10 protein-coding genes and 1 tRNA gene are annotated in these 12,218 nt (G+C 71.1%); 4 read left to right on the top strand and 7 right to left on the bottom strand.

Annotated features, from left to right (window positions below):
• Nucleotides 1–113: 113 nt before the first annotated feature.
• The 6 genes from ACF062_RS12310 to ACF062_RS12285 form a co-directional block, all read right to left on the bottom strand.
• Nucleotides 114–2,546 (bottom strand): aminotransferase class I/II-fold pyridoxal phosphate-dependent enzyme, encoded by a 2,433-nt coding sequence (locus ACF062_RS12310; RefSeq protein WP_392137651.1) that lies wholly within the window; start codon nt 2,544–2,546, stop codon nt 114–116.
• Entirely contained in the window at nt 2,543–3,562 is a 1,020-nt protein-coding gene (gene hppD / locus ACF062_RS12305; RefSeq protein WP_392137650.1) for a 4-hydroxyphenylpyruvate dioxygenase, read from the bottom strand. The genes ACF062_RS12310 and hppD overlap by 4 nt, the downstream gene beginning before the upstream one ends.
• A 100-nt stretch (nt 3,563–3,662) precedes the next feature.
• Entirely contained in the window at nt 3,663–5,246 is a 1,584-nt protein-coding gene (locus tag ACF062_RS12300; protein ID WP_392137649.1) for an MBL fold metallo-hydrolase, read from the bottom strand.
• A 305-nt stretch (nt 5,247–5,551) separates the two neighbouring features.
• Nucleotides 5,552–6,058, bottom strand: a complete 507-nt coding sequence (locus tag ACF062_RS12295; protein WP_392137648.1) for a YbaK/EbsC family protein — start codon at nt 6,056–6,058, stop codon at nt 5,552–5,554.
• A 282-nt stretch (nt 6,059–6,340) separates the two neighbouring features.
• Nucleotides 6,341–7,198 (bottom strand): ABC transporter permease, encoded by an 858-nt coding sequence (locus tag ACF062_RS12290; protein WP_392137647.1) that lies wholly within the window; start codon nt 7,196–7,198, stop codon nt 6,341–6,343.
• Entirely contained in the window at nt 7,195–8,106 is a 912-nt protein-coding gene (locus tag ACF062_RS12285) for an ABC transporter ATP-binding protein (protein ID WP_392137646.1), read from the bottom strand. The genes ACF062_RS12290 and ACF062_RS12285 overlap by 4 nt, the downstream gene beginning before the upstream one ends.
• 134 nt (nt 8,107–8,240) lie before the next feature.
• Here ACF062_RS12285 and ACF062_RS12280 point away from each other — a divergent pair, with 134 nt between their 5' ends.
• Nucleotides 8,241–9,479 (top strand): sensor histidine kinase, encoded by a 1,239-nt coding sequence (locus tag ACF062_RS12280; RefSeq protein ID WP_392137645.1) that lies wholly within the window; start codon nt 8,241–8,243, stop codon nt 9,477–9,479.
• Complete coding sequence (locus ACF062_RS12275; RefSeq protein WP_392137644.1) at nt 9,476–10,135, top strand: response regulator; 660 nt, start codon at nt 9,476–9,478, stop codon at nt 10,133–10,135. The genes ACF062_RS12280 and ACF062_RS12275 overlap by 4 nt, the downstream gene beginning before the upstream one ends.
• 151 nt (nt 10,136–10,286) lie before the next feature.
• Here ACF062_RS12275 and ACF062_RS12270 read toward each other — a convergent pair.
• A tRNA-Pro gene (locus ACF062_RS12270) sits at nt 10,287–10,360 on the bottom strand.
• Between the two features lie 138 nt (nt 10,361–10,498).
• Here ACF062_RS12270 and ACF062_RS12265 point away from each other — a divergent pair.
• Together ACF062_RS12265 and ACF062_RS12260 are read left to right on the top strand one after the other, a co-directional pair.
• A complete protein-coding gene (locus ACF062_RS12265; protein WP_392137643.1) occupies nt 10,499–11,221 on the top strand; it encodes a transketolase in 723 nt (240 codons plus the stop codon).
• Nucleotides 11,222–11,292: 71 nt separating this feature from the next.
• The gene (locus ACF062_RS12260) at nt 11,293–12,216 is read left to right on the top strand and encodes a transketolase family protein (protein WP_392137642.1); all 924 of its coding nucleotides are present in this window, start codon (nt 11,293–11,295) and stop codon (nt 12,214–12,216) included.
• The last annotated feature ends 2 nt before the right edge of the window (nt 12,217–12,218 follow it).

The raw sequence follows: 12,218 nt of genomic DNA, 5'->3' as shown, positions 1-12,218 counted from the left end.
GGGGCGGGGGCGCCGCCCCCCGCGGTGGGGGCCGCCCGGGGGTGTGGTGGGGGGGCGCGGCCGGGCGCGGGGGGGGGGGGGGCCCCGGGGGGGCCGCGCCACCCGCCGCACGCTCATGTCCGGGTGCGGGCCGCCTCGTGGCTGACGAAGCGCGCCAGGCGTGCGATGCCGTCCTCGATCTGATCATGCGTGAGATAGCTGACGGACAGCCGGAGACTGTTCTCGCCGCCTCCCTCGGGATAGAAGTACGACATCGGGGTCCAGATGACCCCGAACTCCTCCGCCGCACGCGTGAGCGCGTCGTTGTCCGCGCGGAACGGGACGGTGACGGAGAGGAAGAAGCCTCCGCTCGGCTCGTTCCAGCTCACGCCGAGCGCGGCGCGCCGGCTGTAGGGGAAGGCCGACTCCAGTGCCTGGAGGGTGACCCGCATCGCGTCGCCGTAGTACGCGGCGGTGGCCTTGGTGAGGTCCGAGGCGCGGCCGTCCACGGTGAGCAGCATGCCGGCCACGACAGCCTGGCTGAGCGGTGAGGTGTTCACCGTCACCATGGATTTGATCTTGGTGAGTTCCTCGGCGAGCAGGCCTGTCCGGCCCGACGCGTCGGTGACGGGCTGGTCCGCGACCGCGAAGCCCACACGGGCCCCGGGGAAGAGCGTCTTGGACAGGGAGCCCACGTGCAGGACCCGGTGCGCCCGGTCGAGGAACTTGAGGGTCGGCAGCTGCCGACCGGGGCTGACCAGCCGGTATGGGCTGTCCTCGATGAGGAGGATGTCCTCGTGAGCGGCCAGTTCGAGCAGTTCGCGCCGGGTCTCCAGCGGCATCGTCGTGCCGGAGGGGTTGGAGTGGTCGGGGATGACGTAGAAGGCGCGGGGGCGGCGCCCTCGGGCCCGCTCGGCGCGGATCGCGGCGGCCAGGTCGGCGCAGCGGAACCCGCCCTCGGCCTCGGCGACCGCGGTCGGGTGGATGTCGAGCAGCCGGGCCGCGCCGGTGATCCCGACGTAACAGGGGCTGGAGACGAGCAGGACGTCCTCGGGGCCCCGGATCAGCGCCCGGATGGCGAGGAGCATGGCCTCCTGAGCGCCGACGGTGACCACGACCGCCTCCGGAGGGACGTCGATGTCCTCGTCCTCGCGCAGTGAGTCGGCGATCAGCTCGCGGATCTGGCCGGCGGCCGGTCCGTACTGGAACAGCGCGGAGCGAACCCGCGCGGGTGTGGCGCCCTGCGCCTCCAGGTGGCCGATGTAGCGGCGCAGGTACGTGAAGATCTGCTCGGTGTCGAAGAAGCCGTCGTAGGGACGCCCCGGCGCGAAGGAGACCGCGTCGGGGTAGCGGGTGGTGATCTCGTTGAGGAAGTTCATCGTGTCCAGCACCGGGTCCGAGACGCTGCCGTGCAGGTCCTCCCGGCGCAGGGCCGAGGGGCCGGGAGCGCGGACCGTGCGGGCAGGCACGGCGTGTCCGCCGACGAGTTCCGGTCCGCCGACGAGTTCGGGTCCGGCCTCGCGGACCGAGCCGGTGCCGGTGAGCGCCATCGCCTCCGTCAGCTCCTCGGTGACGAGGGCCAGGACGTCCTCGACGCCGCGGTCCCCGGCCACGGCAAGGCCGTGCATGACGGGTCGGCCGATGAGCACGGCGTCGGCGCCGAGCGCGAGGGCCGTGAGCACGTCCGCGCCGCGCCGGACGCCGCCGTCGACGAGGAGCGGGCACGCTCCGGCGACGGCCGCCGCGATCTCCGGCAGGACGTCGAGGGTGGCCGGGGCGCCGTCGAGCTGGCGGCCGCCGTGGTTGGACACCACGATGCCGTCGACGCCCGCCGCCAGCGCGCGCCGGGCGTCGTCCGGGGCGAGGATCCCCTTGACCAGGACCGGCAGCGAACTGACCGACCGCAGCCAGGAGATCACCGACCAGTCGAGCGCCGGGTCGAACTCGGTGGCGGCGTGCGCGCTCGGCGAGGTGAAGTCGGAGCCGGTCCCGTCCAGGTTGGCGGGTCCGATGCCCTCGGGCAGCCGGAAGCCGTTGCGCACGTCACGCAGCCGCCGTCCCAGGCGCGGGGTGTCCACGGTGAGCACGAGGGCCTCGATGCCCGCCCGTTCGGCCCGTTCGACCAGCCGCCGCGTGACGGTCCGATCGCGGAAGCAGTACACCTGGAGCCACAGCGGGCCCCGGGCTTCGGCCGCGATGTCCTCGAAGGTACGGCTCGCGAAGGTGCTCACGACGAGCGGCACCCCGGCCGCGCCCGCGCCGCGCGCGGTGGCGTTCTCACCGTCGGGGTGGGCCAGGGTGTGGTAGGCCATCGGCGCGACCGCGAGCGGGGCGGCCCAACCACGGCCGAGTATCTCGGTCTTGGTGTCGGGCGTACCGCGTCCGGCCAGCACCCGGGGCCGCAGCGACACCCGGTCGAAGGCCGCGAGGTTGGCGGCGAGGGTGCGTTCATCGCCCGCGCCGCCCTCCAGGAAGTCCCACACGTCGGGCTCGAAGGCCGGACGCGCCCTGGCCGCGTAGTCGGCCAGGGCGTGCGGGCGTACGGCTGCGGGGTCCGTGGCGCTCATCCGGCGGTCAGCCGCTCGCGCTCCACCGCTTCGTAGAGCGCACGGATGTTGGAGCTGCCGAAGCCGCGCGAGCCCTGGCGCTGGATCAGCTCGAAGAAGAGCGTGTTGCGCTCGTACGGGGACCGGCTGAAGAGCTGGAGCAGGTGCCCCCACTCGTCGCGGTCGGCGAGCACCTGAGTGTCCCGCAACTCGTCGACGATGCCGCGCAGCTGCTCGAACCGCTCGACGAGCACGTCGTAGTACGTGTCCGGGGTGGTCAGGAAGTCGATGCCGCGGTCCTTGAACTCCCGTACGGCGGGGATGATGTCGTCGACGAGGAACGCCAGGTGCTGGACCCCGGGGCCGCCGTTGCGCTCGAGGAACGCGTCGAGCTGGCCGGGTTCCTTGCCCGGGTCCGGCGCGACGAGGGTGAAGGTGACGCCGCCCGTCGCGCTGCGTACGACCACGGAGTCCATGGCCTGGCCGCCGACGGAGACGTACTCGGAGTAGAAGCGCGAGAAACCGAACGCCTCGCGGTAGCGGTCCGCGTACCCGTCGAGCGAGCCGCCCTGGAGACAGACCGCGATGTGGTCGAGGAGCCGGATCCGTCCCTGCGGGCGAGCGGCGCGCCCAGCGGGTCTCCAGGTGCGGCCGGGGGGCATGCGGTCGGCGGGGCCGCCGGTGGCGGGGACGAGCGTGTGCACCACGTCGCCGAAGCCGGACACGACGGTGCTGCCATGCGGGGAGGCGACCGGCTCGGCGCCCGCGAGGAGGGCCGCGTCTCGCGTCGCGGCCACATCGTCGCAGGTCATGGCGATGTCGGCGATGCCGTCACCGTGTTCGTCCAGGAACTTCCACAGGCCCCGTCCTGAGGTGACGACGATCTGGGCGTCGCCCTGTCTGAGCAGGATGGAGCTGCGGTCGACCTCCACGGAGTCGGCGACGCGCGTGAAGCCCATGGCGGACTCGAAGTAGTCGACGGCAGCGAGCTTGTCCCTGGTGAACAGCTCCACGTAAGCCATGTCATGCGCAACCACGGGGGGAACCTCCTGTTTGCCGGGGGCGGGGCACCCGAGCCGCGCGGTGCGGCGTCCGGGTCCCCGCCCTGGGGTTGTCACTTGCGTGGTCAGGCAGCGGCTACCAGCGCCACTCCTGCTGCTTGAAGAGGTGGCCGGCCTTGATGTCGCGGTCCTTGCACCAGGTCAGGAACTCCTCGATCTGCTTGATCTGGTAGGTGTCCTCCGTGTACGTCGTGGCCATGACGTGGCCGAGCCAGTCCTCCTCGCCCATCGCGTAGACGTACGCCTCACCGGCGCCCAGCTCGGTCATGATCGCGGCGGCCTGCTCGGCGTTGGAGCCGGACAGCTTGCGGGAGTTGCTCATCTTCTTGGTGACCGGGATGGTGAGCAGGGCCTGATAGAGCCAGGTCAGCGGGGCGCCGTCGCACTCCATGCCGAGGAAGGCCATGTCGGCGCGGCCCAGGTGGTTCTTCACGTAGCGGTAGAGGTTCGGCTCGATGCCGGAGGAGTCGGCTCCGATAAAGATCTTCCTTCCGGCCAGCTCCGCCCAGTACGTCGACTTCGCGCGGATGTCCAGGTCGCAGTGCTCGCCGAGGAACGGCGTCGCGGTGATCTTGCCGCCGGGGAACTCCACTTCGTCGAAGTCGTCGACCTCGATGACGTGGAAGCCCTGGTTACGAAGCATCAGGGCCATCGACGGGTCGGCCAGGTTGCCGCGCGAGGAGCGCGGGACGACGATCGCGCCGAGGCGGCCGCGCAGCTGGAGCAGCGTCTCGAGGACGATGTGGTCCTGGTGGCCGTGCGTGATCAGGACGAGATCGATGTAGTCGGGCAGGTCGTCCAGCGTGTACCGGTCGGTCTTGTCGCTGTCCGCGCTGATGAACGGGTCGGTGACGATGGCCGCTTCGGGTGTCTGCAGGACGAGGCAGGCGTGGCCGAAGTAGCGGATGCGGCCGCCGCTGTCGATGTGGCGGTCCTCGGAGAGGCTCGGCTTGTCGGTGAGCAGGGTACGCAGCTGCTTCGCCTGGGCATCGTCGAGGCCGAGCGCGTCGCGCAGGTGCGCCAGCGTCGTCGGGTGCACGCGGGCCTTGAAGAGCTCCGCGAGGCCCTCGTGGCGGAACGGGATGTCCAGCTCCAGGACGTCGGGCGAGGGAAGACGCGGGGTGCTGAGGATGAACGGGCGCTCGATGCCCGTCTCCATCGACAGCTGCACCGACTGGCGGGCCTCCTGGTAGACGGCGCTCTTGTAGACGACCGGCTCCATGAAGCGCATCTGAGCCTGGTTGTCGGTGTCGTACGCGAGCTCGACCAGGCCGCCGAGCTCGGCGGGAAGCTTGGGGTAGAGCGGGGTGAGGTCGAAGCCGGTGGCGTTGGCGCGCAGGATCTCCTGGCCCGCGGCGATCGCCTCGGCGAACCTGAGCATGTCGGCCCGGTCGCGCTTGATCGCGGCGAGCAGGTCGCGGACCTCGTCGGCGCGCTCCTCCGGGATGTTGATGAAGTAACCGCCGCGCAGTTCCGGGTTGTTGCTGGCCGCGACGTGTACCTGCGGCGACTGCAGGTAGGACTCGAGCAGCGGTACCTGGAGAAAGGCCAGGTTCATCGCCGCCTGTACGGGCGCGATCGTGTAGGGCCAGGCGAAGAACCTGTCCACGAGCGGCTCGATGATTGCTTTCGACCGCAGATACAGCTGCTCGTCAGCCATGTGCGCGTTCCCTCCAGGAAAACCGAAGAAATTGGACCGCCCGGGGCGCACGCGCCAATTACCCATGACGCAACCGCGGACCGTGAAAATGACAAGGGGAAAAACGCAGGGCGGGGAATGCTCGGTTCACGGCACGCCCTGCCGCAGCAGAATGCCCCGGGGGCGTCTCATGGCTCAATACCGGCCGGTCTGAACACGTACGAAAGGCGATGGCCCGCTCGTACCGGCGTTCAACCGCTGACTCGGTGCGGTTGAACGGCCGGCCACGGCGGGCCATCGCCTTTCTCTCTGGTTCGGCCGCGTCGTCACACGGCTATCGGCGCGACGGTCGGTTCCGCCAGGTCGAGGTAGTCGGACACGGACAGGGCGACGGACAGGTCGAGCCGACCGGCGTTGAAGTAGATCTCCTCGTGGACGAGCAGGTTCTCGTCGACGAGGAGATCCAGTTCGGACGAGAAGGCGAACGGCGTGATGGACCCGCTGACGCTGCCGGCCAGTCGCTCGGCGACCGCCCGGTCGGCGAACGACGCCTCCCGCCCGCCGTAGCGTTCGGCCAGCGCCGCCAGGTCGACGCGGCGGTCGCCGGGGACCACCGCGAGCACGTAGCGCCGTGAGCGCTTGCCCGTGGCCACCCGTACGACGATGGATTTGGCGGCCTGTTGCAGGGGATGTCTTCGCAGTCTGCTGGCAGCCTCTGTGGAGCCCTCGGGCTCGTGGGGAATCATCCGGTACGAGACCGAGCCGGACGAGAACATGTCGGTGAGCCGTCGGAAGACGTCGGGTTCGTCTGTTTCATCAGGGCAGCGGTGCACGATGCCTCCGCGAGGGAGAAGAAGGGGGAAGAGGGAGCGTGCCCAGCGGGATCTGACCGCCCGTTCGCGCATGCGCGTACGACTCGTGGTGTACGCGATGATCTTGAGTGCGCCCATCCTAGGAACCCCTGCCGAAATGGGCACCTGTTCAACTGCTGTCGCGCAACCTCTTGAAAAGAAGGGGCGCGCGAAAGGGCCCGGAAAGAGGCGCGGGAGGAGTGCGCGAAAAACGACGAAGCCGCCGTCGGATCTCCGACGGCGGCTTTCCGTGTGACGCGTGGGCTACTGGTCCCGGCGCTCTACCGCGACCACGGTGATCACGGCGGAGACGAGGCCCCACGCCGCGTACACGGCCCATGCCCCGCCCTCCGACCACGGGAAGTGCACGGGCTTCTCGACGACCTGGGCGAGCCGTGCCCAGGCGCTGTAGGGCAGCAGGTGGTCGACGACGGCCGTACCGTGGTGGTCGTCGCTCACGGCCATCGGGACGAGCAGCAGCACGGCGAAGCTCACGCCCATGGTGGCGGCGCTGGCCCGTACGAGCGCGCCGATCGCCATGCCGACGAGCGCGGCGACCGGGGCGATCAGGGCGGAGGCGAGGAGGGCGGGCACGACGCCCGCGTCGCCGATCGAGAGGCCGGTGTCGCGTCCGGACAGGATGGCCTGGGTCAGCCAGAAGGAGCCGCCGGCGGCGACGAGGCCGAGCCCGGTCGTCACCAGCGTGACGACGATGACCTTCGCGGCCATCACCGAGCGGCGGGCGGGGACGGCGGTGAACGTCGTACGGATCAGTCCGGTGCTGTACTCGCCGACGACGGTGAGGGCGCCCATCGCGCTGGCGGTGAGCATCAGGCACAGCACGGCGGCGTCGGTGAACGCGTCGAGCATCGCCCAGTTGGGCATGAACTCGGCTTTCTGCTGGGCGCTCCAGCCGGGCCAGTTGCTGTAGTCGTTGTACGCGGTGAACACGTTGAAGCCGATGATGGCCAGCGTGCCGCCCAGGAACGACCAGAGGGTCGAACGCAGCGACCAAAGCTTGATCCACTCGGCGGCGACGAGGTCGACGAAGCGGGCACGGGGCTCGGTCGTGTCGCGGGACCGCACGGACGACGCGGTGGGGGGAGTGGCGGTCACGCTCATCGGGTGTCTCCTGCGGCGTATTCGACGCTGTCGGCGGTGAGTTCCATGAAGGCCGCTTCCAGCGAAGCGGCGTGCGGGGTCAGTTCGTGCACCGGGACCATGTTCTGGAAGGCCAGGTCGCCGATGCGTGAGGCGCTCAGGCCGGTCACCGTCAGGGAGTTGTCGGCATGGGGCTCGACGTGGGCGCCCTCGTCGGTGAGGACGGTGTGCAGCACCGCGACGTCGGGCGTGCGCACGCTGACGCTCTGGCGGGTACCGCGCGCGGCGAAGTCCTTCAGGCTCTCGGCCGCGATGAGCCGGCCCCTGCCGATGACGACGAGGAAGTCGGCGGTGTTCTCCATCTCCGACATCAGGTGGCTGGAGACGAACACGGTGCGCCCCTCGGCGGCGAGCCGGTGGAACAGACCGCGCACCCACTTCACGCCTTCTGGGTCGAGCCCGTTGAGCGGCTCGTCGAAGAGCAGCACCGGCGGGTCGCCGAGCAGGGCGGTGGCGATGCCGAGGCGCTGCTTCATACCGAGCGAGAAGCCGCCGATACGGCGCCCGCCCGCGTCACCGAGGCCGACCTCATCCAGCACCTCGCCGACCCGGCGGCGCGGGAGGCGGTTGCTGACGGTGAGGGCGGTCAGGTGCGCCCGGGCGGTGCGGCCGCCGTGGACGTCGTGCGCGTCGAGCAGTGCCCCGACGTGGCGCATGCCGCGGGGGCGGTCCGCGAAGGGGCGGCCGTCGATGGTGACGCTGCCGCTGGTGGGGCGGTGCAGCCCGAGCATCATGCGCAGGGTCGTGCTCTTGCCGGCGCCGTTGGGCCCCAGGAATCCGGTGACATGGCCCGGGCGCACGGTGAAACTCAGGTCACTGACGGCGGCCTTCGGACCGTAGCGCTTCGTGAGTTCGTTGACTTCGATCATGTGGTTCATCGTGGCCCCGGGCCACCCCGGGCGTCATCGGACCACCGTGGACACTCTGCGGGCGCTCCTGTCGACCTGGGTTGTACAACCGTGGTCCGATCCCCGCCCCACAGCGCCCGGTTACCATCGGCGGCATGCTGGTCACTCCCCGTCTCTCGCCGCTGAAGCGGATCCCGCCGGGTGTCTGGACGGGCGCCGCCTGGTGCGCGGCGGCGCTGTACCCGCTGTTCCTGTCGCCGTCCATCGCGGCCGGTGCGACGGCCGGGCCGAGCGGTGCTCTGGCGTCCCTGTGGGGGCAGCTGTTCCTGGCCCTGTCCGCGGTCCTCGCCCTGTCCGGCTGCGCACTGCTCGTGCACCGCCCCTGGCCCGGGTTCGCGCTGCTGCTCGCCGGGGCGGGCGCCTTCACGGCGGCGTGGCGGCAGTGGGAGATCCCGCCCCCGCAGTTCCTCTCCGTCGACGTGGCCCTCGCCTACGTCGCCGCCACGCGCCCGCGCCGCTCCTCGCTCCCGTTCGCCGGGGCGGCGCTCGCCGTCCTCGCGCTCTGCCTGACCGGGCGGCTGCTGTACGGAGAGGAGGGCGGGACGCCGTCGGAGCCGTATGTGGCGCTGACCGTCGTCATCGCCTGGCTCGTGGGCAACTCCGTGCATCAGTCCCGTGATTACGCCGAGAAGCTGCGCGCACAACTCGCGGCGCAGGCGGCCGGACGCGCGGTGGCCGCCGAACGGCTGCGGATCGCGCGGGAGTTGCACGACATCGTGGCCCACAGTATCGGCATCATCGCCTTCCAGGCCGGTGCGGCGGCCCGGGTGGTCGACTCCCGGCCGCAGAGCGCGCGCGAGGCGATGCTCGCCGTGGAGAGCGCGGGCCGGGAGACCCTGTCGGGGCTGCGGCGGATGCTCGGCAGCCTGCGCGAGGCGGATTTGGCGGACGGCGAGGGGGACGCCGCCGGGGCACCGCTCGCTCCCGTGGCGGGGCTCGCTGACGTGGACCGGCTCGCCGAGACCACGACGGCGGCGGCCGGGGTGCGCGTGGAGGTGCGCCGGCTCGGTGAACACAGGCCGCTGCCACCGGAGATCGACCTCTCCGCGTTCCGGATCATCCAGGAGTCGGTGACCAACGTCGTACGCCACGCGCGCGGCGCCGACGTGTGCCGGGTGACCGTCGACTACCGCGCCGGTGATCTCGCCATCGAGGTCGCCGACCGTGGCCGGGGAGACGGCTCGACATCCGGAATGGGATACGGTCTCGCGGGGATGCGCGAGCGAGTCGCCCTGCTGCACGGGGAGTTCAGCGCGGCGCCGCGCCCCGGCGGCGGCTTCCTGGTCACCGCCCGTCTTCCCCTGCCGAGCACCGCGACCTCAGGAGCCCGATGACCGTCCGTGTCGTACTCGTCGACGACCAGCCCCTGGTGCGCACCGCCCTGGAGATGGTGATCGCCCAAGCGCCCGACCTGGAGGTCGTCGGCCAGGCCGGGACGGGCGAGGAGGCGGTCCGGCTGGTCGCGGCCGAACGGCCCGACGTCGTGGTGATGGACATCCGGATGCCCGGTATGGACGGCATCGAGGCGACGCGGCGCATCACGGAGGGAGCCGACGGCCCGCAGGTGATCGTGCTGACGACATTCGACGAGGACGACTACGTATACGGTGCGCTGCGCGCCGGGGCGTCGGGTTTCCTCGTGAAGGACATGGCGCTGGACGACATCCTGGCCGCGATCCGGGTCGTGGCGGCGGGCGACGGCCTGATCGCGCCGGCCGTGACGCGGCGGCTGATCAAGGAGTTCGCGCTGCGCCCGGCGGCGACGGCCACGCCCGCGCGCGTACTGGGCAGCATCACCGACCGCGAGCACGAGGTTCTGACGCTGGTGGGCAGCGGGCTGTCCAACACGGAGATCGCCGCCGAGCTGAGCATCAGCGTGGCCACGGCGAAGACCTATGTGACCCGGCTGCTGGCCAAGCTCGACGCGCGCGACCGGGTCCAGCTGGTCATCACCGCCTACGAGACGGGGCTGGTGGGCGGCCCGAGGTAGGCACCGCCGGGCCGGCCAGGTCGCCTCCGAGACCGGCGCCGAGGGCCTTGAGGCCGGTTGGTCCCCGGTGGTCCCCGAATGGTCCCCAAGAACGATCAAAGGGCCGTTTCAGATTGCTCTGAAACGGCCCCTGACCTGCGACTCTTTCGAGTCGGGACGACAGGATTTGAACCTGCGACCCCTTGACCCCCAGTCAAGTGCGCTACCAAGCTGCGCCACGTCCCGTTGCCCGTGTGACCTGGGGTTTCCCCTGGCCGAACGCGCACGGAAACAATACCGCACTCCGACCGGTGATCGCTCACCCCTTTCCTTCCGGGGCCACCCCTTGACCTCAAGTGCGGTTGAGGTCGCACGCTTCTTCGCATGACGACGACCACGGAACCCACGTACGGATACGCGGACCTGCCCCGCCTCATGGGGCTGATGACCGGGGACGAGAAGCACGGGCCCGCCGCGACCTCGACACTGGACGCCCTCTGGGTGCTCTACGACCGCGTGCTCCACGTCACGCCGGAGCGGGCCGACGACCCGGCCCGTGACCGGTTCCTGCTGTCCAAGGGGCACGGGCCCATGGCCTACTACGCCGTCCTCGCCGCCAAGGGGTTCCTGCCCGTCGAGTGGCTGGAGGGCTTCGGGGCGTACGACTCGCCGCTCGGCCACCATCCGGACCGGGTGCTGGTGCCCGGGGCCGAGATCGGCAGCGGGTCCCTCGGGCACGGGCTGCCGATCGCCGTGGGGACGGCGCTCGGCCTGAAGGCGCAGGGCCTCACCGAGCCGCGCGTATGGGTGCTCGTCGGGGACGCGGAGATGGACGAGGGCAGCAATCACGAGGCAGTCGCCTACGCGGGACCGGCCGCCCTCGAACAGCTGCACGCCCTGGTGATCGACAACGCCTCGGCGAGCTACGCCAGGCCCGGCGGGATCGCCGCCCGCTTCGAGGCCGCCGGGTGGTCCACCGAGACGGTCGACGGGCGGGACCACGACGCGCTGTACGCGGCCTTCACCGCGCCGCATCCGGGCCGGCCGCGCGTGGTGGTCGCCCGGGTCGAGCCCAAGGAGTTCTCGGGCGAGCCCAAGAGCAAGTGAGTCGACCGACGTCCCCTTGCTCACCCACTCCCCTTACCCACCCCCCGTAACTCCGGAAGGACCGTTCTGTCATGGACACCATGCGTGACCGCTTCGCCCCCGTCGTCTCGCGGCTGCTGGACGAGGATCCGCGCGTCGCCGTCGTTCTCGCCGAGATCGGCAAGGATGCCTTCGAAGGGGCGATGCACAGGCACCCGGACCGGGTGATCAACGTCGGGATCAGGGAACAGCTGCTCGTCGGGGCGGGTGCCGGGCTCGCGCTCGCCGGGCTGCGGCCCGTGGTGCACACCTTCGCGAGCTTCCTGGTGGAGCGGCCCTTCGAACAGATCAAGCTCGACTTCGGACACCAGGGCCTCGGCGGCGTCCTCGTGAGCGCCGCCGCGTCCTTCGACTGGCCCGCCGGGGGCTTCACGCACATGTCGCCCGGCGACGTCGCGCTGCTCGACACCCTCGACGGCTGGACCGTGCACGTGCCGGGCCACCCCGACGAGGCCGAGACGCTGCTGCGGCACGCCGTCGCGGCGGGCGACGACAAGGTGTACGTACGCCTGTCCGTGCAGTCCAACGCGCGGGCGCTGCCCGTGGACGGTGAGCGGTTCCTCACCGTGCGCGAAGGGCGCGGGGGTGTGGTGGTCGCCGTCGGGCCGCTCCTCGACGAGGTGCTGGCCGCGACGGAGGGGCTCGATGTGAGTGTGCTCTACGCCACCACCGTGCGGCCCTTCGACGAGCAGGCGCTGCGCCGGGCCGCCGGAGCCGCTCACTCCGCCGACATCGTGGTCGTCGAGCCGTACCTCGCCGGCACGTCGACCGGCGCGGTGAACGACGCGCTCGCCGACCTGCCGCACCGCGTGCTCGGCCTGGGCGTGAGCCGCCGCGAGCTGCGTCGTTACGGTCAGGTCGAGGAGCATCTGGCCGCCCACGGCCTCGACGCGGGGTCGCTGCGCGAGCGGATCAGCGGCTTCCTGGGCGAGGGGGCACTCACCCGTACGCCGTGAGG

The organism is Streptomyces sp. NPDC015345 (assembly GCF_043078805.1).
GTDB lineage: Bacteria > Actinomycetota > Actinomycetes > Streptomycetales > Streptomycetaceae > Streptomyces.
Note: the sequence above shows the minus strand (reverse complement) of the source record. Positions and strands in the feature narration are given on the sequence as shown.

Coding starts and splice junctions, on each gene's coding strand:
- ACF062_RS12310 (WP_392137651.1), bottom strand. CDS start 2,546: ATGAGCGCCACGGACCCCGCAGCCGTACGCCCGCACGCCCTGGCCGAC.
- ACF062_RS12300 (WP_392137649.1), bottom strand. CDS start 5,246: ATGGCTGACGAGCAGCTGTATCTGCGGTCGAAAGCAATCATCGAGCCG.
- ACF062_RS12290 (WP_392137647.1), bottom strand. CDS start 7,198: ATGAGCGTGACCGCCACTCCCCCCACCGCGTCGTCCGTGCGGTCCCGC.
- ACF062_RS12285 (WP_392137646.1), bottom strand. CDS start 8,106: ATGATCGAAGTCAACGAACTCACGAAGCGCTACGGTCCGAAGGCCGCC.
- ACF062_RS12280 (WP_392137645.1), top strand. CDS start 8,241: ATGCTGGTCACTCCCCGTCTCTCGCCGCTGAAGCGGATCCCGCCGGGT.
- ACF062_RS12275 (WP_392137644.1), top strand. CDS start 9,476: ATGACCGTCCGTGTCGTACTCGTCGACGACCAGCCCCTGGTGCGCACC.
- ACF062_RS12265 (WP_392137643.1), top strand. CDS start 10,499: ATGACGACGACCACGGAACCCACGTACGGATACGCGGACCTGCCCCGC.
- ACF062_RS12260 (WP_392137642.1), top strand. CDS start 11,293: ATGGACACCATGCGTGACCGCTTCGCCCCCGTCGTCTCGCGGCTGCTG.